The 19531-nt window shown below is 65.5% G+C and carries 22 protein-coding genes; 1 reads left to right on the forward strand and 21 read right to left on the reverse strand.

Annotation, left to right across the window (positions count from 1 at the left end; translation table 11 throughout):
• Nucleotides 1-92 precede the first annotated feature (92 nt).
• From ACCD05_RS14860 to ACCD05_RS14945, 18 genes are all read right to left on the reverse strand, one after another.
• Nucleotides 93-1658: a Do family serine endopeptidase gene (locus ACCD05_RS14860; protein ID WP_413393601.1), complete on the reverse strand. Its 1566-nt coding sequence runs from the start codon at nt 1656-1658 to the stop codon at nt 93-95.
• 142 nt (nt 1659-1800) lie between these two features.
• The gene (locus ACCD05_RS14865) at nt 1801-2256 is read right to left on the reverse strand and encodes a cytochrome c-type biogenesis protein CcmH (protein ID WP_413393603.1); all 456 of its coding nucleotides are present in this window, start codon (nt 2254-2256) and stop codon (nt 1801-1803) included.
• Nucleotides 2253-4241 (reverse strand): heme lyase CcmF/NrfE family subunit, encoded by a 1989-nt coding sequence (locus ACCD05_RS14870; protein WP_413393605.1) that lies wholly within the window; start codon nt 4239-4241, stop codon nt 2253-2255. Before ACCD05_RS14870 ends, ACCD05_RS14865 begins: the two co-directional genes overlap by 4 nt.
• The gene (gene ccmE, locus ACCD05_RS14875) at nt 4238-4690 is read right to left on the reverse strand and encodes a cytochrome c maturation protein CcmE (RefSeq protein ID WP_018898871.1); all 453 of its coding nucleotides are present in this window, start codon (nt 4688-4690) and stop codon (nt 4238-4240) included. The genes ACCD05_RS14870 and ccmE overlap by 4 nt, the downstream gene beginning before the upstream one ends.
• Nucleotides 4687-5853 (reverse strand): c-type cytochrome biogenesis protein CcmI, encoded by a 1167-nt coding sequence (ccmI, locus tag ACCD05_RS14880; RefSeq protein ID WP_413393607.1) that lies wholly within the window; start codon nt 5851-5853, stop codon nt 4687-4689. The genes ccmE and ccmI overlap by 4 nt, the downstream gene beginning before the upstream one ends.
• Nucleotides 5854-5965: 112 nt before the next feature.
• Nucleotides 5966-6394, reverse strand: coding sequence for a membrane protein (locus tag ACCD05_RS14885; protein ID WP_047513609.1), 429 nt, complete (start codon nt 6392-6394; stop codon nt 5966-5968).
• Between the two features lie 110 nt (nt 6395-6504).
• Entirely contained in the window at nt 6505-7908 is a 1404-nt protein-coding gene (locus ACCD05_RS14890) for a sensor histidine kinase (protein WP_047513612.1), read from the reverse strand.
• Nucleotides 7898-8569 carry a response regulator transcription factor gene (locus tag ACCD05_RS14895; protein ID WP_018898875.1) on the reverse strand — a complete coding sequence of 224 codons (672 nt, stop codon included), beginning with the start codon at nt 8567-8569 and terminating at the stop codon, nt 7898-7900. The genes ACCD05_RS14890 and ACCD05_RS14895 overlap by 11 nt, the downstream gene beginning before the upstream one ends.
• 53 nt (nt 8570-8622) lie before the next feature.
• Nucleotides 8623-8871, reverse strand: a complete 249-nt coding sequence (locus tag ACCD05_RS14900; protein ID WP_047513615.1) for a hypothetical protein — start codon at nt 8869-8871, stop codon at nt 8623-8625.
• A 196-nt stretch (nt 8872-9067) separates the two neighbouring features.
• The gene (locus tag ACCD05_RS14905; protein WP_113011113.1) at nt 9068-9277 is read right to left on the reverse strand and encodes a hypothetical protein; all 210 of its coding nucleotides are present in this window, start codon (nt 9275-9277) and stop codon (nt 9068-9070) included.
• Between the two features lie 24 nt (nt 9278-9301).
• Nucleotides 9302-13147, reverse strand: a complete 3846-nt coding sequence (locus ACCD05_RS14910) for a glycoside hydrolase/phage tail family protein (RefSeq protein WP_413393610.1) — start codon at nt 13145-13147, stop codon at nt 9302-9304.
• Entirely contained in the window at nt 13148-13582 is a 435-nt protein-coding gene (locus ACCD05_RS14915; RefSeq protein WP_413393612.1) for an NlpC/P60 family protein, read from the reverse strand.
• Nucleotides 13579-14469 carry a DUF2163 domain-containing protein gene (locus ACCD05_RS14920; RefSeq protein ID WP_413393614.1) on the reverse strand — a complete coding sequence of 297 codons (891 nt, stop codon included), beginning with the start codon at nt 14467-14469 and terminating at the stop codon, nt 13579-13581. The genes ACCD05_RS14915 and ACCD05_RS14920 overlap by 4 nt, the downstream gene beginning before the upstream one ends.
• Nucleotides 14466-15104, reverse strand: coding sequence for a TIGR02217 family protein (locus ACCD05_RS14925; RefSeq protein WP_413393616.1), 639 nt, complete (start codon nt 15102-15104; stop codon nt 14466-14468). Before ACCD05_RS14925 ends, ACCD05_RS14920 begins: the two co-directional genes overlap by 4 nt.
• Before the next feature lie 7 nt (nt 15105-15111).
• Nucleotides 15112-15657 carry a phage tail tape measure protein gene (locus ACCD05_RS14930; RefSeq protein ID WP_413393618.1) on the reverse strand — a complete coding sequence of 182 codons (546 nt, stop codon included), beginning with the start codon at nt 15655-15657 and terminating at the stop codon, nt 15112-15114.
• Complete coding sequence (locus ACCD05_RS14935; protein WP_413393620.1) at nt 15647-15892, reverse strand: rcc01693 family protein; 246 nt, start codon at nt 15890-15892, stop codon at nt 15647-15649. The genes ACCD05_RS14930 and ACCD05_RS14935 overlap by 11 nt, the downstream gene beginning before the upstream one ends.
• An 11-nt stretch (nt 15893-15903) precedes the next feature.
• A complete protein-coding gene (locus ACCD05_RS14940; RefSeq protein WP_413393622.1) occupies nt 15904-16254 on the reverse strand; it encodes a gene transfer agent family protein in 351 nt (116 codons plus the stop codon).
• Between the two features lie 26 nt (nt 16255-16280).
• Complete coding sequence (locus ACCD05_RS14945; RefSeq protein ID WP_112980803.1) at nt 16281-16688, reverse strand: phage major tail protein, TP901-1 family; 408 nt, start codon at nt 16686-16688, stop codon at nt 16281-16283.
• Between the two features lie 129 nt (nt 16689-16817).
• Here ACCD05_RS14945 and ACCD05_RS14950 point away from each other — a divergent pair, with 129 nt between their 5' ends.
• Nucleotides 16818-18032 carry an MFS transporter gene (locus ACCD05_RS14950; RefSeq protein WP_413393624.1) on the forward strand — a complete coding sequence of 405 codons (1215 nt, stop codon included), beginning with the start codon at nt 16818-16820 and terminating at the stop codon, nt 18030-18032.
• 22 nt (nt 18033-18054) lie between these two features.
• On the opposite strand, the gene ACCD05_RS14955 is transcribed toward ACCD05_RS14950, so the two are convergent.
• Genes ACCD05_RS14955 through ACCD05_RS14965 form a run of 3 tightly spaced genes read right to left on the reverse strand, consistent with a single transcriptional unit; the run spans nt 18055 to nt 19366 of the window.
• Complete coding sequence (locus tag ACCD05_RS14955) at nt 18055-18465, reverse strand: DUF3168 domain-containing protein (RefSeq protein WP_413393626.1); 411 nt, start codon at nt 18463-18465, stop codon at nt 18055-18057.
• Nucleotides 18462-18797 carry a phage head closure protein gene (locus tag ACCD05_RS14960; RefSeq protein WP_413393628.1) on the reverse strand — a complete coding sequence of 112 codons (336 nt, stop codon included), beginning with the start codon at nt 18795-18797 and terminating at the stop codon, nt 18462-18464. The genes ACCD05_RS14955 and ACCD05_RS14960 overlap by 4 nt, the downstream gene beginning before the upstream one ends.
• A complete protein-coding gene (locus ACCD05_RS14965; RefSeq protein ID WP_413393630.1) occupies nt 18797-19366 on the reverse strand; it encodes a head-tail connector protein in 570 nt (189 codons plus the stop codon). Before ACCD05_RS14965 ends, ACCD05_RS14960 begins: the two co-directional genes overlap by 1 nt.
• Between the last annotated feature and the right edge of the window lie 165 nt (nt 19367-19531).

Genomic DNA, 19531 nt, shown 5'->3' on the forward strand with positions numbered 1-19531 from the left:
CTGGAAGGTCATTGTCGTCACCTGCGATGGGTTGACAGGAAGAGCCGCGCGATCGCGCGACCCTTCTAATTCGATCCGGAGAACCGGGGCGTTTAGCCCTGGTTTTCGACCGGAAGGGCCACGAAGCGGCTGCCTTCCTTGGACTGGATCTGGAACAGCGCGCGGGTGCGGCCATCCTTCTTCGCCTGGTTCAGCACCTTGACCACATCATCGGCCGAGGAGACTTCCTGGTTGTTGACCGAGGTGATCTTTTCGCCTTCCTTGATGCCCTTGTCGGCAGCGTCGGAGTTCGGGTCGATGCCGGTGATCTGCAGGCCCTTGCCGTCATCGGCAGGACCAACCGTCAGGCCGAGATCGGCGAGCGCCTTTTCGGATGCCGGGGTCTGTGCTTCCGGTGCCTGATCGCCATCATCGGTCGACGCCTGCTGCTGTTCGGCCGGCAGGGTGCCAAGCTCGACAGTCAAGGGCTGAGACTTGCCAGAGCGCCAGATGGAGAGCTCGACCTTCTTGCCCGGTGTCATTGCGCCGATGCGGCGGCTGAGGTCACGGGCGTCCTTTACGGTCTCGCCGTTGACGGCGGTGACGACGTCGCCAGCCTTCATGCCGGCCTTTTCACCCGGCGTTCCGGCCTGAGCGTTGACGACGAGCGCGCCGCTGGCTTCAGAGAGGCCAAGCGAGTCGGCGATGTCCTTGGTGACCGGCTGGATCTGCACGCCGAGATAGCCGCGCGAAACCTGGCCGTCCTTCATCAGGTCGGCGACGACATCCTTGGCGGTCGAAGCCGGGATCGCGAAGGCGATGCCGACGCTGCCGCCCGACGGCGAGAAGATGGCGGTGTTGATGCCGACCACCTGGCCGCTGAGGTTGAAGGTCGGGCCACCGGAGTTGCCGCGGTTCACCGCAGCGTCGACCTGGAGATAATCGTCATAAGGGCCGGAGCCGATATCACGGCCACGGGCCGAAACGATACCTGCCGTCACCGTGCCGCCGAGGCCGAACGGGTTACCAACGGCAACCACCCAGTCGCCGACGCGGACGTTGTTGTCGTCAGCCCAGTTGACGTAGGTGAACTTCTTGCCCTTGCCGTCGACCTTGAGCACGGCGAGGTCGGTGCGCGGGTCCTTGCCGATCAGCTTGGCGTCGAGCTCGGTGCCGTCCTTCATGACAGCGACGAAGGCCGCGCCATCGGAGACGACGTGATTGTTGGTGACGATGTAGCCGTCTTCGGAGATGAAGAAGCCGGAGCCCTGGGCGACCGGACGCAGACGACCCTCATGCTGGCCGGGGCCTGGAGGATGCGCGCCGGGAGGGCCACGGCGGCCCTGCTGTTCGCCGAACTGGCGGAAGAACGGCTTCAAGGCATCGGGGAGATCATCGAAGCCACGGCCGTTGAAATCGAAGGAGAAGCCATTGCTGCCATCCTCATCGGAGACCGGCTTGACGCGGCTTTCGACGCGAACGGAAACGACGGCAGGCGAAACGGCGTCGACGACATTGGCGAAGCTCGGCACGGATGGTGCCTCGACCTTGACCGCTTCGGCGTAGGAACGCGTGATTTCGAGGGGGACACCGGTCGCCAGGACGGCGGTGGCAAGACCGGCAACGGTCGAGGCCTTCAGCACGGTCGACAGTGACGGAGCTTTGATAGTCTTCAGCATAAGACGCACCTTCTTATATTTAAATCCACGGGACCGGCGGTTACCGGATCGGTCGATGGATGAAGATATAGGACGGCACACCTTACTGCGAACTGTCCGAGGCATGAAAAATTCGTAATGTCCGAATTCTTCCGCCTCAGGCTTACTTTTTCAAGAGCTCGCTCAAACGCGCCTGCTCGTCGCTCGTCAGCGCCGATCCCGTCGGCTGGCCGGCATAGCGACGGGCGAAGACGACGAGCGACAGGCCGCCCAGCACCGCGAGCAGGATCGGAGCGCCCCACAAGAGCAGCGTCTTTGTCTCGAAGCGCGGCTTCAGCAGCACGAACTCGCCGTAGCGGGAGACGATGTAGCTCATGACCTGCTGGTCGCTATCGCCATCGGTAATGCGCTTTCGCACCAGCAGGCGCAGATCCTTGGCCAGTTCGGCGTTGGAATCGTCGATCGACTGGTTCTGGCAGACCATGCAGCGCAATTCCGCCGAGATCGCGCGCGCACGGCTTTCGAGAGCGGGATCTTTCAGCATCTCGTCCGGGTTGACGGCGAAGGCCGGCGCTGCGGACGCGATCAGGAAGAGAGCCAGAAGGAAGCGACGCATCATTCGGCCGGCTCCATGACAGGCTGCAGCGCCTTTGCCTTGCGGCGTGGAGCGCCGACGCGCAGACGCCGGTCGCTGAGCGAAACGAAACCACCGAGCGCCATGACGAGCGCACCGCCCCAGATGCAGAGAATATAGGGCTTCCACCAGATGCGCACGACGATGCCGCCGTCATCTGTGGGATCGCCGAGCGAGACGTAAAGCTGGCTCGCACCGAAGGTCAGGATGCCGGCTTCCGTCGTCGGCATCTGGCCGGCGGTGTAGATGCGCTTGGCCGACCAGACGTCAGCGACTTCGACGCCGCCCCTGGCGATGGTGAAATGACCGCGATCCTCGGTGTAGTTCGGACCAGTCGCCTTCTTCATACCGTCGAAGCGCAGCGTGTAGCCGCCAGCATCGGTTACCTCGCCCTGCTTCATCTGCAGCACGTGCTCGGTCTGGAAGGTGGACACGGCGACGATGCCAAGCACCGAAATGCCGAGGCCCGCATGGGCGAGGGCCGTGCCGAAGGCCGAACGCGGCAGGCCCTTGAGGCGGCGCCACGCAATGCCAAGAGGCTGCTTGCCGACGCCGGCGCGATACCACAGGTCGGCGATGGCGCCGAGGACCAGGAAGAGGCCGGCCGCGAGACCGAGAACCGACATGACCGGGCCGCCATGCTGGAGATAGAAGAACACGACGGCGGCGACGAAGGCGAGTGCCGCAACCGCATAGAGCCGCTGCAGCGCGCCCAGCAGATCACCACGCTTCCAGGCAAGCAGCGGGCCGAAGGGCACGATGACGAGCAGCGGCGCCATCAACAGGCCGAAGGTCATGTTGAAGAAGGGCGGGCCGACCGAGATCTTGTCGTTGGTCAGCGTTTCCAGAACCAGCGGGTAGAGCGTGCCCGTCAGCACGGTGCCGCAAGCAACCGTCAGGATCAGGTTGTTGACGACGAGCGCGCCTTCGCGCGAGATCGGCGCGAACAGGCCGCCGGCCGTCAGCCTCGGCGCCCGGAAGGCGAAGAGCGACAGCGCGCCGCCGATGAAGAGCAGCAGGATGCAGAGGATGAAGACGCCGCGCGAGGGGTCGCTGGCGAAGGCGTGAACCGATGTCAGCACGCCCGAGCGCACCAGGAAGGTGCCCATCAGCGACAGCGAGAAGGTCAGGATGGCGAGCAGCACCGTCCAGATCTTCAGCGCCTCGCGCTTTTCCATGACGAGCGCCGAGTGCAGCAGCGCCGTGCCCGCGAGCCAGGGCATGAAGGAGGCGTTTTCGACCGGATCCCAGAACCACCAGCCGCCCCAGCCGAGCTCGTAATAGGCCCAGTAGGAGCCCATGGCGATGCCGAGCGTGAGGAAGGTCCAGGCGGCGAGCGTCCAGGGGCGCACCCAGCGCGCCCAGGCGGCATCGATGCGGCCTTCGATCAGCGCGGCGACAGCAAAGGAGAAGCAGACGGAGAAGCCGACATAGCCGAGATAGAGCAGCGGCGGATGGATGGCGAGGCCGATATCCTGCAGGATCGGGTTCAGATCCTTGCCCTCAGCCGGCGCCGGATTGAGGCGGGCGAAGGGGTTGGAGGTAAGCAGGATGAAGAGGATGAAGGCGACAGAGATCCAGGCCTGCACCGAGAGCACATTGGCCTTCAGCGTCTCGGGAAGATTGCGGCCAAAGATGGCGACCAGCGCGCTGAAGAGAGCCAGGATCAAGAGCCAGAGCATCATCGATCCCTCGTGATTGCCCCAGACGCCCGAGTATTTGTAGATCAGCGGCATCAGCGAATGCGAGTTTTCCCAGACGTTCTTCACCGAGAAATCGGAGACGACATGCGCATAGGTCAGGACGCCGAAGGAGAAGGCGACCAGAGCGAAAAGAACGACAGAGCCGATCGGCCCGACATCCATCATCGCCTGATCGACGCGCCGGGCACCGATCAGCGGCACCAGCGACACGATGATCGCGGTGGCGAGCGCCAGAATGAGAGCGTAGTGGCCGATTTCGATGATCATTTCGCCGCCTGTTCGTCTTTCCAGAGCCCTTGCTGCTTCAGCCTGTCGGCGACATCCTTGGGCATGTATTTCTCGTCATGCTTGGCAAGCACGGTATCGGCGGTGAACACATCGCTGCCGCTCTCGAAGGTGCCCTCGGTCACCACGCCCTGCCCTTCGCGGAAGAGATCGGGAAGGATGCCGGTGAAGCGGACGTGAACCAGATCGCCCGAGGCATCGGTCACCGCGAAGCGCACCGTCGAGCCAGCGCCCCTGACCACACTGCCCTCGCCGACCAGGCCGCCAAGGCGGATGCGGGTTCCCGGCGGGACCGGATTGCTGGCGAGATCGGCCGGCATGTAGAAATAGGCGACCGAATTGCTGAAGGCGAACATCACCAGCAGAACGGCCGCGACAATGAAGCTCATTCCGCCGCCGATTACCGCAAGGCGTTTCTGCTTGCGCGTCATTGCATCGTTCCTTGTGCCGCCGCTGCGTCCGCGGGAAGACCGAGTTCATGGGCGAGTGCCACAAGCTGCTTGCCCTTCTCGCCATCAGCGGGGAAAGCCGTCAGCCCGCGCTTCAGCGCCGCCGCCGCGCGGTCCTTGTCGTTCAATACCATATAGGAGCGGACCAGCCGCAGCCATCCGTCGAGATTGTCGGGGTTCTCGGTCAGCTTCGCGTCGAGACTGTCGACCATGCCGCGGATCATCTGCTGACGATCGCCGCTGTTCATCTGATCGGCCGCCGCGACATCAGCCTGCGTCGGTCCGCCGAGCGGTGCGGCTGCCGTTGGCGCGTTGCCCGCAGCCGGCGTGCCGCCGTTCTTTGCGATATGCTCGCTCACCAGCGGCATCCATGGCGCGTCGGGCGGAGACTGCTTGGCGATCGCCTCGAAGCCGGCGCGGGCCTCGTCGGCCTTGCCTGCCTGTTCGAGGCCGAGCGCGATATAGAAGCGGGCGCGCGGGTTTTCCGGCTCCAGCTTCAGCGACCGCGTCAGCACGTCGCGCGCATCGTCGGTGATCACGCCGCTCGATGCGGCAATCAGCGTTTCGGCCAGCCCGTCGAGCCGGGCCGCCGTTTCGCCGAGCAGGCGGATGGCGTTGCGGTAGGCGGTTTCGGCGTCGGCGATGCGCATCGTGTTGAAGTAGATCGGCGCCAGGATGTCCCAGCCCTTGCCGTCATCCGGGTTCTCGGCGAGATGCCGCTCGGCTTTGGCGACAAGGATCGCCATGTCGTTACCGGGATTCTCCAGGCGCGCCTCGAGAGGCTGCGAGGGCAGATCGGGTCTGCCCATTATGATGTAAAGACAGAGCCCCGTGAGCGGCAGGAGCATCAGCACGAAGACTTCGGCGGCGCGGCGGTATCCGCGTCCGGCTTTCGGAGCAGCCGACGTCTCGGCGCTCGAAACGGCAAGCAGTCTGCGGCCGATTTCGGCGCGGGCGTACTCGGCTTCCTCGGCGGAGATCAGACCGCCGGCGCGGTCGCGGTCGAGTTCGGCAAGCTGGTCGCGGTAGACGGCGGTTTCGCCGGCACGGCTATCGCCGGTCGCCTTCGAGCCCCGCAAAAGCGGGTAAAGCAGAAGAGCGGCAACGGATGCCGTCATCACGGCCAGGAGAATCCAGAAAGTCATGACCGCCAATTACTCGAAGCGCGCGATCATTCCAATATGCAAAGCCACGATGACGATGATTTGAAGTAATTTGCCGCACCTTGCCAAACGAAGGTACAGTCAGGACTTTGGCTCAGCCGAGCGGCGACCAGCTGCCATCGCCGTTGCGGCAGGCAGAGCCGCGCGCCAGCGTGTCCTTGCCGTCGACGGTGAGCGTGTGGGTGTACTGGCGGCAATTCTGCGAGCCGACCTGATAGGGTGCGGCAGCCACGACCTTGCCGCTCACATTGCGGCCGCTCCAGACGACCGGCTGTCCCACGGCTGCGCCTTCCAGCGCGCGATACTCGGCTTCGAGAGCCCGCTGCCGGTCGCTGTCGCTCAAGGTCACGCCGGTGCGGCCGACGATGCCGCCCTGCAGGGCTTCGATGATGGTGGCGGAGGCCGACGGCTTGCGGCCGCCGAAAAGGCCGGATGAGGCGCCGCTCTTCGTCGTCTGGCAGCCGGACAGAGCCACGCATGCCGCAAGAGAAAGACCAATTATGCCTTTTGAGCTAGGTATCATTCAGTCGAACCCGAACCAGGTGTCAAACGCGCCACAGGTGCAAGCCGCACCCCGCCTTAGGACGAGGTAAAGCATGCTATGCAAATGTCTTTCTGGCATCAAGCCGCCCGTCACGCAACATCCTTTGTGACACCGGGAAGAATAAGGCGCGCCTTCAGCCCGCCCCACTCGCCGCGCGACAGTTCCAGCCGGCCCTGATACTCGTTGGCGATCTCGGTGACGATCGACAGGCCAAGGCCGGTGCCGGGCTTGCTCTCGTCGAGACGGCGGCCGCGCTTCAAAGCCTCGCGGATCTGGTCGGGCTCCAGGCCCGGGCCATCATCCTCGACGATCACCTCGACCCAATGGCGGCGGGCGCTGCCTTCCCCGCCCTTGACGTCATCGGGGGCTTCGGTGACCGAAAGCCTGACCTTGTGCACGGCAAAGCGCGAGGCGTTCTCGAGCAGGTTGCCGACCACTTCCTCCAGGTCCTGCTGTTCCAGCGCCACGGCCAGATGCGGCGGATTGACGAGGAGGTCGAACTCCTTGTCGACGTTGAGGCGCCGCATGACGCGCACCAGCCGCTCCAGCGCCGGCTCGGCATCGGTGCGGGCAAGCACGGATTCGCGCTGGGCGGCGATGCGGGCGCGGTTGAGATAGGATTGCACCTGCCCCTGCATCGATTCCGCCTGGCTCTTCACCAGCTCGCCATGCGAGCGCTCCAAGACGCGCGCTTCATTGAGCAGCACGGCGATCGGCGTCTTCAGCGAATGGGCGAGATTGCCGACCTGCATGCGGGCGCGCTCGACGATACGGCGGTTGCTGTCGATCAGCGCGTTGACCTCGTTGGCAAGCGGCAGGATCTCGCGCGGGAACTCGCCCTTCAGCTGCTCGCTCTCTCCGGCGCGGATGCGTTCGAGTGCGGCGCGCGCCTTGTCGAGCGGCTTCAGGCCATAAAGAATGGCAAGCGCGTTGACGATCAGGCTGCCGACGCCGAAGCCGGCGAGCGCGAGATAGAGGCTGTGGGAGAAGTTGCGGACGTCGTCCTCGACGACATCGACATTGCCGGTAACACGAAAGCGCGCGGCGCGGCCATCGGTGTCGAGCACCACTTCGGTCTCGGCGACCTGGATGCGGTTCTGCGAGGTATCCGTCACCTGGTAATAGCGCTCGTAGTTCTTGTCGAACGGCGCTTCCAGTACGGAGGGAACGGGGATGGTCGTGGCGCCGAGCGAGGGCGAGACCAGCGGCGGGGCCGTGTAGGTGCCCAGCGGCTCGACCATCCAGTACCAGCCGGTTTTCGGCTGGGCGAAGCGCAGGTCGCCGAGCTGCGGGCTGCCCGACAGCGCGCCCTGATCGCCGATCGCCACCGAGTTGATGACGTTATAGAGCTGCGCGCGCAGAAGATCCTGAAAGCCGCGCTCGGCGCTCTTGCGATAGAGCGTCGAGATCAACAGGCCGATTACGACAAGCGCCACGGTCGACCAGATCGTGGTCAGAAGCAGGACGCGTGCGGTAAGAGACTTAATTCGCATTGGTCGGCGCTTGGATGCGGTAGCCGAGACCGCGCACCGTTTCGATCAGATCGACGCCCATCTTCTTGCGTAGGCGACCGACGAAGACTTCGATCGTGTTGCTGTCGCGGTCGAAATCCTGGTCGTACATGTGCTCGACCAGCTCGGTGCGCGACACGACCTCGCCCATGTGATGCATGAGGTAGGCCAAGAGACGGTACTCGTGCGACGTCAGCTTCAGCGCCACGCCGTTGACCACGGCCTTCGAGGTCTTGGTGTCCAAGCGAACGGGGCCGCAAACGATCTCCGACGAGGAGTGGCCGGCGGCGCGGCGGATGAGCGCGCGGATGCGGGCCAGCACCTCTTCGACGTGGAAGGGCTTGGTGACATAGTCGTCGGCGCCCGCATCGATGCCGGCGACCTTGTCGCTCCAGCGGTCGCGGGCGGTCAGGATCAGCACCGGCATGCCGCGACCGGCGCCGCGCCACTTTTCCAGAACGCTGACGCCGTCGAGTTCGGGCAGGCCGATATCGAGGATGATCGCGTCATAGGGTTCGGTATCGCCGAGGAAGTGTCCCTCCTCGCCGTCGAACGCCTGATCGACGACGTAGCCGGCCTCTTTCAGGGTTTCGCTCAGCTGACGATTCAGATTGACGTCGTCTTCGACTACCAGGATGCGCATCGGTCCGCTCTACTCCGCTTTATGTCTTCGATGTCTAAATAGGGCGATTCTGCCTACATCGGAACCTTGACGGTTACTTTACGCGGTCGCTGGCCGTTGCCCTGGACGAGCACGGTGATGATGCAGCTGTCGCCGGAGGGCTGAACAGAGAGCAGCTGCCCCCCGGTCTTCTCGACAACCTGCTGGGCGGCTTCACTGCAATCGCCTGCTACGCGCACCAAAAGGTTGTGCGTATTATCCGGTGAGGGCGACGGTACCGTCAGCCAAACGGCCAACGCTGCGACGCTCAAAGGAGAGGCCATGTGCTATGCTTTCAATGGATACCAACTTGACCTGACTATGTACTCAGGAGACCTGAATGGCAAATGAATGCAAGGTAATGTCGGGTGCTTGGGGGTACCTGAGAGCGCGCCGCAAGGCACCCGACGCCGCTGCTGTGGCCGGAAAGGCACGGTTGGCGGCGGCATTCGCGCCACCGTGCCGCCATTGCCCCTGGACTCAAGGCTTGATCGCGGACTTCGCCGTCACCCGGCCATAGACGGCAAGCAGGCCACCCAGTGCGCCGGCTATATTGACGATCGCATCGACGATCTGGCCGCGATCGCCGGGTGCGATATCCACACCCGTAAAGTGCAAAGCCGAAGCGAGGATCGCAACGACCGCGCCCCAGATGGTCTTCGAGCTGTACCAGTTTTTCAAATCAGGCATCGTCCTTCTCCTTCGGTTGAAATGTCACGTCTGAAAGATCGCCCGCGCCGGCAATCCCAACGGCACACGCTCGCTAAGCTGACGGATCGTCACCGCAAGGCTCGTCTGCCGCCCGCCGAAATCGAGCACCTCGTCGGCGAGCGGATAGGTCCATTCCGGCGTCCCGACCTCCACCGCCCGGACCACGATGTCGGCGCTGTCGAGTATCTCGACCCGGTAGCGTTCGAAGGGTTCGTCGAGCGGGATGTCGGCGCCGGTCCAGCTGTCGGCATTGTCGCGCCCTCGCCGTGTCCAGGAGATCACGGCATCGCCAGCACCGGTGCGCCGGCAGCGCAGGTGCACCGGTGCGAGCGGTGTTTCGGCGCGCAGGCCGCCCGCGAACACGAACGGTCCCGCCATCGCAAGCGAACCGGCCGCCTCGGCGATCCAGTTGAGCGACAGGCCGGCCTCGTCGCTCAGCAGCCCGAGCGGCTTGACCGCCTCGTCGAGCAGCACGACCGCCGCACCCTCGGGACTGCCTGAGACCATCGCATCGTCCGTGCCGGCAAGCGCGCGCAGCAAACCACTCAGCCGCCAGCGGCCGGCAGCTATCTCATCAGCCTGCAGGAAGGACAGGATTTCCCATGCGCCACCCACTGAGCGCACAGCCAGCCGATTGGCGCCGTTCAGCACCGATAGCTCGGCCGCCGAGGACAGCTCGCCGTAAGCGAGATCGACGATCAGCGCCTGGGACCAGTCGAAGCGGCCGGTGACGCCGGGTAACAATGCGGACACAAGCGCCCCCATCGTTGCCGGACCGTCGAGCACCACCCTGCCCCGATAGCCCTCCGTCGTCGCCGATGACGACAGGCCGACGGTGCGCCACGGCTTGGAGAACACCGCGCCGCGCGCGAAGCTTGCCGCCGCTTCGCCGTTGAAGCGCGGCAGATCCATGAGATGCACGACCGGCTTGAACAGGTTCGAGGCGGTGCCGCCGCCATTTCGGCCGTCGGTCACGGCAGGCGGAGCGCCGCCTGAAGATGGTGCAAACGCTCGCGCCTCGATGCGGCGGGCATCGCCATCCTCGATGCGCGAGACCAGGAAGCGGCCCTCGGGACCATCAGCGAGCGAGACGACATCACCCGGCTGTACATCCAGCCGCGTCGGCGCCAGCGAGAAGCGCAGCGAGCGGCGGGCGATTCTGACGTCGCGCAGCAGAGCCTCGGCCGCATCGAGTGCCGTCTCCTCGGCAAGGACGGCGGGCAGGTCCTGCTTGATCAGCCGGCTCGTCGCCTGCCCGGCGCGGTGCGAGCGGGCGCTTGCCTGCTCGTAGTCGAGATCGGGATTGTAGAAGGTCATCACCGCCTCGGCGGCGAAATCGCTGTCGTGGCCGCGCGTCTCCTGCCAGAGCGGTTCGTTCTCGCTGTCGACGAACGTTTTGATCGGAAGCGCCGGCAAGCTGGCGCGTGTGCGCGAGCGGAAGCGCAGCAGGCCGGCATCCTCGAAGGCATCGATCTGGAATGCCTGCAGCAGCGGCTCGATCAGGTCACGGGCTGACCCAAGCTCGCCCTTGACGTAACCGATCAGGTCGCCGCTCACCTCGGAGACGTCGAAATCAACAAAACCGTGGTCGCGCAGCACCGCCGCCATGATATCGGCCAGGGTGCCTGCCCCAAGCCTTCCGTTCAGCCAGTGCCCGGTGCGCCAATTGCCGCCGTCGGACCAGATATCCGTTGCCAGCGGAAAGGCCGGGAACGGCCGCGCATCCCAGCACCAGACGAAGAGATGCGAGGGATCGACCATGCCGGCGGGCGCGTCATCGCCGGCCCACCAGAGATGGTGGGCCTCGAGAAAGCGGCGCTGCATGCTGTCCGAGCGCATGCCGGTCGAGAAATACGGCGCTCCGCTTTCCACCGACTTCGGATCGGCGAAGACATTCGGCTGGTTGGCGCCCTTGTCGACGGCGCCGCAGCCGAGCTCGGTGAACCAGATCGGCTTGCCCGACGGGATCCACGCCGTCGGCTCCGCGCGCTCGGCGCCGCCGATGCGCTCGTAATGCGGATTGGCCCACCAGGCGGCGATATCTTTGTAGCGGAAGACCCAGGGCTTGCCGGCCAGACCATCGGTGATCGGGCTGCGCTGCCGGGCTTTGCGGGCATCGCCATCCGCGTAGTGCCAGTCGAAGCCCTCGCCCGCGCTGATCGCCGCCACCAGCGCGTTTCGATCATCGGCAAGCCGGAAGCCATCGGGGTTGGCGCTGGCGAGATCCTCGTCGCGCCAGTCGGCGAGCGGCATGTAGTTGTCGATCCCCACTGCATCGATATCGGGCGAGGCCCAGAGCGGGTCGAGATGGAAATAGACGTCGCCGCTGCCATCAGCCGGATGATAGCCGAAGTATTCGCTCCAATCGGCGCCATAGGTGATCTTGGCGGCCGGCAGTAGCGCCCTGACATCGCCCGCCAGCCGCACCAGCGCCTCGACGAAAGGAAAGGCATCGCCGCCATCGCGCAGTTGCGTCAGGCCACGAAGCTCGGAGCCGATCAGGAAGCCATCGACCCCGCCCGCAAGGCGCGCCAGTTGCGCATAATGCAGGACGAAGCGCCGGTAGCTCTCCTCGCCACCATGATAGGCCACATGGTCGCCCGCGATCGTGAAATCGCCCGACTGCGCATTGCCCGCAAAGGCCTGAACCTGCCCGCGCGCGGCTACCGTCCGATCGGCGCTAGCAGGCCGCCCCGGCGCCGGATCGCAGGTAATGCGGCCGCGCCAGGGATAGGACGCCTGACGCGCGCCGCCATAGGGATCGGCAAGCGCGTTGTCGGCGGGAATGTCCATCATCACGAAGGGATAGAGATAGACCTTGAGACCCCGCGCCTTGAGATCGGCGATCGCCGACAGCACGCTGGCATCATCGGGCGTGCCGCCATAGGCCGGGCCGCCATTGCTGCGGCTGACGTGATGGGCAGCACCCCGCGCGACGCCGGAGACCGACCAAGGCCTGCTTTCCTCCGCGCGGCTCGCCACCTCGACGCCGGGCACCACGCGGCATTGGCCGGCGCGCAGATCGGTGCCGAACCACGAGACGACGAGCGCGACGCGCTCGAGATTGGGGCAGAGCGCCATCAGCTCGTCGATCGAGATATCCCAATCGCTTGCGCCGCGCAGGCTGTTGCGGTTGAGAATGCGGGCGCTACCGGCGCCGAGGCTCTCCGAGACCTGCGCCAGCTGATAGCCATGCTCGGTGGCGCCGGGGATAATGCAGACGGCCTTGATCTCATTTTCCAGCTCGCCGACCGATCTGACGACCTCGAACTGCAGCAGCGGAATGCGGTTTCCATAGGCATCGAGCGGCAGCCGCTCGAAGACGACATAGGCAAGCCCGCGATAGGCAGGCGCGTTGCCCGCTCCCTGCTTGGCCTCGATCAGCGGATCGGGCAGCTGCGCCTCGTCGCCGCGATAGACGCGCATCTCGATCCTCGTCAGATCCAGTTCCTTGCCATCGGCCCAGACGCGCCTGACATGCCCGATCGGCCCTTCCGCCAGCCCGACCGCGAGATTGGCGAAGTAGCGGAAGCTTTCGACGCGGGTGCCGCCGGTGGCCTTGCCGCCCTGCCGCTCGCTGGTCACTTCCTCTTCGAAACGCGTCGCCCAGATCAGCGTGCCGCCGACGCGCACACTGCCATAGACACGGTTGATCGCCGTGCCCTCGTCCGCACCTGGAATGCGGGCGCTCGACAGATGCGCGCCGCGCACGGTGGAGCGGCCGTTGATCAGCGCGCGATCGACGACGCTTCCGGCAAGCGCCCCCGCGGCGCGGCCGATGATCGCGCCGACAGGACCGAAAACGCTGCCGATTGCCGCGCCGGCTGCCTGGAAGAGGAGCGTTGCCATCTATCTCTCCGGAAAACGAAAGACGCCCGATATGCGCCGACGCCAGCTCGGCACCAGCGGTGAGGTCACCACCGCCGCCTGCTCGTAGGCATGGATGAACTGCCGCTCGCCAGAGAGGATACCGGCATGCTTTGCGGCGAGCTGCGGACGCCAGCGGAACAGAATCACGTCGCCGGGCCTCGCCTCGACAAGCGGCAGCGGCGGGCCGAAATGCCGGAGTGCGGCCTCCATCAGCCGATCCCCGCCGCCCCGCTCGGCCCAATCCGGCGCATAGGGCGGCGGGCGCTCCGGCTCCTGCCCGTAAAGCTCACGCCAGATGCCCCTGATCAGCCCGAGACAATCGCAGCCGACGCCCTTCAGCGATGCCTGGTGCCTGTAGGGCGTGCCGATCCAGCCTTCGGCCAGCCGCAGCACTTCGGTTGCAACATCGGTCATTTGAACAGCGCGCTCCCGTCATGAAGGGTCTCGCCATCGGCATAGGTGTAAGCGAAATCGGTGCCGGGGATGTGCGGGAAACCGCGGAAATTCAGGTGGTTGGCGAACTTCGTTCGGCAGGTGGAAAAGGCCTTGTCGCAGCCCGCGGTGAGCACGACGCGATCGCCCGCACTTGGCGCGGCCTCGAGCGGCAGCCAGAGCGTCACCTCCAGAAGACCGTCCTTCACCGCATGCGTCTCGATCTCCAGCCGCTGGCCTTGATTGTCGCCATCGAGAAAACTGAGCACGCCGAAACGGAAGAAGCCGTCGGCCACGGCCCTGATACCCGAGAGCAAAATCCGGCTGGCATCCGCCACCGAGACCACGACGCCCTCGGCGCGCATCGCGGGTGCCGAGAGATCGACACCGCATCTGCTATCGCCGAGCGTCGCGTCGCAGCGCCGGCCATAGACGCGGCCCTGCGGCTCGCCAAGGCGGCTGGCGAAGCTGCGGAGTTCCGCCTGGAACTGGCCGGCGTCGCGCGTGACATCGCCGATCTCCTGCACCTTCAAGAGTATGTGCTGGCTGGGGTCCGCCCAGTTGACGAGATGGACCTCGACGCGGGCGCCGTCATAGCGGCCGCGCGTCAGATCGTCTTCGGTGATCGCCGCGCTGGAAAAGCCACCGGCGACATCGCTGGTGGCGGCCGGCAAGCCCGCCTCCTCTTCCGCCGCACTGGCGGAAAAGCCGCTCGCCCCCAGGAAGGTGGTGCCCGCGAAAGTCAGGTCGTGATCGTGTTCGGTAAACCCAAGCACCACGCCATCGCGCCGCGTCACCCGCCAGGCGTGGCAGAGCGTCGTGGCGTCGCTTGCAAGATGCGCGGCGAGCGGGTCCGGAATATGCCTCATGGCATGATCTCCATCAGCGGAATGGTGGGAATGCGACCGGCATTGAAGGCCGAGAGGTTTACGTCGATGCGCCCGGTCGCGAAACGCACCGGCACGTCGAACAGGAACCCTGAAGTCACCGACGCACCCTCCGGCGGAACGGCATCGGCCGCGAAGGTGACGATGCCGGTCGTGGCATCGCACACGAAGGCGGATGATGGCTGCGGCACCCCATCTACCGCGACGACGACCGAGCCCTCGACGGGCTTGGCGATCCGCCGCGTGCTGCTGGCCCCGGCATCGCCATAGGTCTTGACGAGCGGGAACGCGACGGTCACCCCATCGCCGATCCCGATCGGCTGGTCGCCGGGGCCGATCTCGGCGCCGGACCGTGTCGAGGTGCAATCGATCGGATCGCGGAAACGGAAGCCATAAAGCTCGCCGCTACGGGCCTCGAAGAACTCCAAGACCTCATAGAGATCCGCCACCGAGCGCAGGCCGGAGCCGGCATCATAGCTGCGGCGCGCATCGCGCCAGCGGCTGTTGCGGCTCTCGCGGCCATTGGAGAGATTGACGATATCGGTGCGCCTGACCGGCCCGCCGCTCGTCGACAGCGACAGGCGCAGCGGAAAGCGCACCTCGTGAAAACCTGACATCATCATCTCACAGGTTGCGCTGGCCGCGCATCGCGGTGCGCGCCAGCATCGAGGAAATCTGCGCCTCGCTTTTTCGGAAGCTCTCGGCATCCGTCGCGGTGACATTGAAGACGATCTGCGTTGCCGCCCCCGCTCCCGATGCGGCAACGCCGAGCGAACCGTCAGCACCACGCCGCAAGGGCAGAATCGCCTCGCTGCCGGCTTCGCCCATCAGCCCCATGTCGCCACCGAGAGGGAAATAAGTGGGTTTGGAGACCACCCCACCATCGGCGAACGGCAGGATCTTGCCGACATCGCCGAGCAGGCTGGAGGCCGCGCCCGAAAGCATCGTCTCCAGCGGCTTCAAACCCGCCTGCAGCGCGATATCCGTCATGCGATTGGCCAGCCCGCGCAGCACGTCATCCAGGCCCTTGCCGCCCGAGACCGCGCTACGCAACGCGCCTGACAGCGCCGAGCCGAAGGAGCGCGAGCGGCCCTCCAGATCGTCCAGCGCGCGCCGCAGCGTCGCCGCCTCGTCGGTCATGGCGGAGAGGTCCGTCTGGTCATCGGTCATGGTCGTTCCTCGTGTCTAAGCTTGCCCGGTTGTCCGGAAAGCGGGCCATCAGCCCATCGAGATCGGCGCGGGAGACGGCGGGATGCGGAGGCGAGAGGCCGCCGGCGGCGGCGTGAAACTCCACCGGTGTCATCGCCCAGAAGGATTGTGGGGGAAGCCGCAGCAGGCAGAGACCGACATGCAGAACCCGCGCCCAGGGGAAAGGCGTGGGCCCCGCACTGTCCGTGGTCTTCATGCCCGCTGCGGCTAGAGGGGGCGCGCGGAGGCGTCCGCGCCATCCCCCGAAAACGTCGCCATCAGCAGATCGCCGACGATCGCGGCATAGCCGCCGATGCCGCCCTCGATATCGGCCTCCGCCACATCCTCGTCGGAATAGAGATTGCCGCCGCCGCGCAGGCCGGCGCCGATGATGCGGATCATATCCGCCGCCTTCAGCCGACCGCCGGAGAAACGCTCGGCCAGCCCGTTCAGGCTATCGACCGAAAACGCCGTCTCGAGCTCGGCCAGCGCGCCCAGCGTCAGGCACAACACCCGCCGCTCGCCGTCGATCTCAGCCTCGATCTCGCCACGCCTGCGATTGGCCCTTCGTCCTGGCACTTGTTCCACTGCCGTGCGGGCCGCCATCACAGCGCCTCGAAGGTGATCGCACCCGCCGATTCCAGCGCCAGCTCGAACATCACCTCGCCATTATACTGGCCGGAATATTCGAGCGCGCTGGCCTGAAACGGCCCGGTGACGCTGCCGAAATCCGGCACGACGATCTGCCAGCTCAGGATCGAGGCATTGAAGAAGGCGTTGCGCACCAGCTGGTCGGAGGCCGCGTCCTTGAAGATGCCTGAACCCGAGACCGAGGCCCGTTGCACGCCGGCGCCGCCCAAAAGCTCGCGCCAGCGCCCGGCGCTCTCGGCATCGGTCACATCCACCGTCTCGGCATTGAAGGCCAGCCGCTTCGAGCGCAGCCCCGCCACCGTTTCATAATCCGTGCCGTTGAAAACCCTCAACAGCAGATCCTTGCCCTTCTGCGCCACCATGGCCTCGTCCCTTCCACGAAAAAGGGCGCCCCAGAGGGACGCCCGCGATGTCATCGACTTGTCACTTTCAACCTGACGGCGAAGATGCTACGACCGCTTCGATCCCTTCCCTTCGCCGAAATCCACACCATGTCCCGGGCCTTCCCTCTGCGTTCGACACAGATGATTGCCGTGCTCACCGTGACGCAGCTCATCGGCTGGGGCACGACGTTCGACATGCTCGGCGTCATGGGCCGGGTGATCGCGCCCGATCTCGGGCTGGCGAACGAAATCGTCTTCGGCGGCCTGACCGTGATGATGGTCGTGCTTGCGCTTCTCGGCCCGACGATCGGCCGGCTATTGCAGCGCCACGGCGCCGTGCCCGTGCTTGCCGCCTCATCCGTCACCTTTGCCGCCGGCCTTCTCATGCTGGCCGCGACAGAGGGTATCGTGCTCTACACAATCTCCTGGATCGTGATCGGCATCGGCGGCGCGCTCGGCCTGACAACGCCGACCTATACCGCCGTCGTCGAGCGCGAGGGCGCAAACAGCAAGCGTATCATCGCCATGCTCATGCTGTTCACCGGCCTATCCAGCACGCTGTTCTGGCCGATCCTCAGCATGCTCGACGCTCACTTCGGCTGGCGGACCACCTTCGTCATCTGCGCCGTGCTGCAATTGTGTGTCTGCCTGCCGCTCTATCTCTTCGGCCTGCCGCGTCCGGTCGCCACACAAACCGGTTCGGCCGAAATGCATGCGGCGCCGGTCGATCTTACGCCTGATGATCGGCGCAAGGCCTTCCTGCTGCTTGCGGCCGCAACGACGATATCGAGCTTCGTCACCTTCGGCCTGGCGCCATCGCTGCTGGAGGTCCTGCGCCAATACGGCGCCGCGCCTGTGCTGGCACTCCAGCTCGGCTCGGCGCGCGGCGTCATCGGCATCACAGCGCGCGGCATGGACATGCTGCTTGGCAAGCGCGGCAACCCCATCGTCAGCGCTATTGCCGGGATCGGCCTGATGGTGGCGAGCTTCGGATTGATCCTCATCGTCCCGCCCTCGACATCGCTGCTTGTCGGCTTCATCGTAATCTACAGCTTCGGCGCCGGCGTCATGGCCGTCGCCCGCGCGCTGCTGCCGCTGGCGCTGTTTTCGCCGCGCGAATACGGCCTGCAGGCCGCCCGCCTGTCGCTACCGCAAAACATCGCCAACGCCGCTGCCCCCATCATCTTCACCGCCATCCTCGACCGCGCCGGCGCCGGCATGGTGATGGCCCTGTGCTGCACGCTCGCAGCACTCGCCTTCGGCCTCGTATTGATGCTGGCCACGCTCATCCGCCGCGCGAAGCCGGTTGCTCAAGTCGCCTGAGCAAGGGAGCACACAGCAAACCTCAACTCGCGACAGCCTCCGTCACCGCCCTGAAGCGCATCTCGGCGACATGTAGCCGCGTCTTCGCTTCGCGCCGGGTGCGGGTCGAAAGATGCAGCAAGCCCACCAGGTGGTGGGTTTCCAGCGAGAGCGGCGCGTCATGCAGCAGCATGCGCAAGCGCTCGGCGATGGTCGCGGCCTCTCTACGGCCGCCAGCGTCGGTCCAGATTTCGAGCGTCAGCAGGTGCTCGGCGCCCGTCTCTGTTGCCGTGGAATAGTCGTTGCTTGCGAGATCGGCGATGATGACGGCCGCGAGTTTTCGGCCGGAGACCAGGCGGTCGCGCAGGCCTTCGGGGCCGATCATGGCTGACAGGTCCGTATCGTTTGCGAGGCGCGTCTGGATCGCCATCAGCAATTGGTTGGCGGCGCTCATCGGCTTTCCTCCTCGCACAGGCAGACGAGATAATTGCCGCGCTCGTCGGGGTCGCGCCAGGCGTGGATCGCAAAGACACGCGTGCCCTTGCGCAGCCGCATGCCGGGTTTGATGTCTTCGCGAAAGCGCAGCCAAATGCGGTGGGTGAGCGTGACGACATCTGCGCCCGCTTGCTCCTCGCGCAGCTCGCTCACCGGTTCGATGCGGGCCCAGAATGAGGCGACCTCGGTGAAGGAGACGGTGACCCCGCCCTGTCCGTCCGGCGTCTCCAGCGGTGCTTCGAGCGCCAGCCGCGCCGTCATCTGGCCGGGATCGAAGAAGACCGAGCGCATCAGAGCCTCCTCACCATGAAGGGCGCGATCAGACGTTCGTAGCCTGCGGGAATATCCGCCGGCTGATCCTCGACCGCGACCGTGCCCCGGAACGCGAACATCTGCGCCACATGCATCAGCATCGCCCGCTTCAGCGTATCCGGCACCTCGGCGCCGCTCTCGCCAAAGCCGGCGGTGAACTCGATCTCGATGCCGTTGATCGGCTGGCCGGCGCTGACGGCGCGGCCGAGCACGAGGCGCGCCGGGCGGGCGTGACCGTCGAGGATGTGGCCAGCCAGAGGGAGATGACGCTCGTCGCCCGAGGCGTCGTAAAGCGTCAGGCTTTCAATGGTTTGGACGGGGCCTCTCGCGATCTGAATCACGCCGTTTTCAGGAATTGAATCAAGATAGAGGCGCCAGGTCTGGGTGATGAGGCTGAGGCCGGTGGTGCGCTCGAGATGTTCGCGGGCGGTGCGGATGAGGGAGATGAGCAGCGTGTCCTCGTTGGTGTCGTCGAGGCGGAGGTGGGATTTGGTCTCCGTGAGGGTGATGGGTTCGGAGATGGGTGGGGTGATGAGGGCGTAGGTCATGGGTGGGGTTCCTGGTGTGATGGTGAAAGCTGAGAGGGTGTTCCGTGTGGCCCCCTCATCCGACCCTTCGGGCCACCTTCTCCCCGCTGGGGCGAAGGGAAGATGGAGCGAGCGGCCGGCCCCGAGTCTCTTCTCCCCCGCGGGGAGAAGGTGGCGGCAGCCGGA

Source organism: Rhizobium sp. Rhizsp42 (assembly GCF_047304155.1).
Lineage (GTDB): Bacteria > Pseudomonadota > Alphaproteobacteria > Rhizobiales > Rhizobiaceae > Rhizobium.

Excerpts from the sequence above, each read along its gene's own strand:
- ACCD05_RS14885 (WP_047513609.1), bottom strand. The coding sequence starts at position 6,394 with ATGATACCTAGCTCAAAAGGCATAATTGGTCTTTCTCTTGCGGCATGC.
- ACCD05_RS14860 (WP_413393601.1), bottom strand. The coding sequence starts at position 1,658 with ATGCTGAAGACTATCAAAGCTCCGTCACTGTCGACCGTGCTGAAGGCC.
- ACCD05_RS14930 (WP_413393618.1), bottom strand. The coding sequence starts at position 15,657 with ATGACCGATGACCAGACGGACCTCTCCGCCATGACCGACGAGGCGGCG.
- ccmE (WP_018898871.1), bottom strand. The coding sequence starts at position 4,690 with ATGACGCGCAAGCAGAAACGCCTTGCGGTAATCGGCGGCGGAATGAGC.
- ACCD05_RS14920 (WP_413393614.1), bottom strand. The coding sequence starts at position 14,469 with ATGAGGCATATTCCGGACCCGCTCGCCGCGCATCTTGCAAGCGACGCC.
- ACCD05_RS14950 (WP_413393624.1), top strand. The coding sequence starts at position 16,818 with ATGTCCCGGGCCTTCCCTCTGCGTTCGACACAGATGATTGCCGTGCTC.
- ACCD05_RS14890 (WP_047513612.1), bottom strand. The coding sequence starts at position 7,908 with ATGCGAATTAAGTCTCTTACCGCACGCGTCCTGCTTCTGACCACGATC.
- ACCD05_RS14865 (WP_413393603.1), bottom strand. The coding sequence starts at position 2,256 with ATGATGCGTCGCTTCCTTCTGGCTCTCTTCCTGATCGCGTCCGCAGCG.
- ACCD05_RS14955 (WP_413393626.1), bottom strand. The coding sequence starts at position 18,465 with ATGAGCGCCGCCAACCAATTGCTGATGGCGATCCAGACGCGCCTCGCA.
- ACCD05_RS14925 (WP_413393616.1), bottom strand. The coding sequence starts at position 15,104 with ATGTCAGGTTTTCACGAGGTGCGCTTTCCGCTGCGCCTGTCGCTGTCG.
- ccmI (WP_413393607.1), bottom strand. The coding sequence starts at position 5,853 with ATGACTTTCTGGATTCTCCTGGCCGTGATGACGGCATCCGTTGCCGCT.
- ACCD05_RS14900 (WP_047513615.1), bottom strand. The coding sequence starts at position 8,871 with ATGGCCTCTCCTTTGAGCGTCGCAGCGTTGGCCGTTTGGCTGACGGTA.
- ACCD05_RS14895 (WP_018898875.1), bottom strand. The coding sequence starts at position 8,569 with ATGCGCATCCTGGTAGTCGAAGACGACGTCAATCTGAATCGTCAGCTG.
- ACCD05_RS14870 (WP_413393605.1), bottom strand. The coding sequence starts at position 4,241 with ATGATCATCGAAATCGGCCACTACGCTCTCATTCTGGCGCTCGCCACC.
- ACCD05_RS14945 (WP_112980803.1), bottom strand. The coding sequence starts at position 16,688 with ATGGTGGCGCAGAAGGGCAAGGATCTGCTGTTGAGGGTTTTCAACGGC.
- ACCD05_RS14935 (WP_413393620.1), bottom strand. The coding sequence starts at position 15,892 with ATGAAGACCACGGACAGTGCGGGGCCCACGCCTTTCCCCTGGGCGCGG.
- ACCD05_RS14910 (WP_413393610.1), bottom strand. The coding sequence starts at position 13,147 with ATGGCAACGCTCCTCTTCCAGGCAGCCGGCGCGGCAATCGGCAGCGTT.
- ACCD05_RS14905 (WP_113011113.1), bottom strand. The coding sequence starts at position 9,277 with ATGCCTGATTTGAAAAACTGGTACAGCTCGAAGACCATCTGGGGCGCG.
- ACCD05_RS14965 (WP_413393630.1), bottom strand. The coding sequence starts at position 19,366 with ATGACCTACGCCCTCATCACCCCACCCATCTCCGAACCCATCACCCTC.
- ACCD05_RS14960 (WP_413393628.1), bottom strand. The coding sequence starts at position 18,797 with ATGCGCTCGGTCTTCTTCGATCCCGGCCAGATGACGGCGCGGCTGGCG.
- ACCD05_RS14915 (WP_413393612.1), bottom strand. The coding sequence starts at position 13,582 with ATGACCGATGTTGCAACCGAAGTGCTGCGGCTGGCCGAAGGCTGGATC.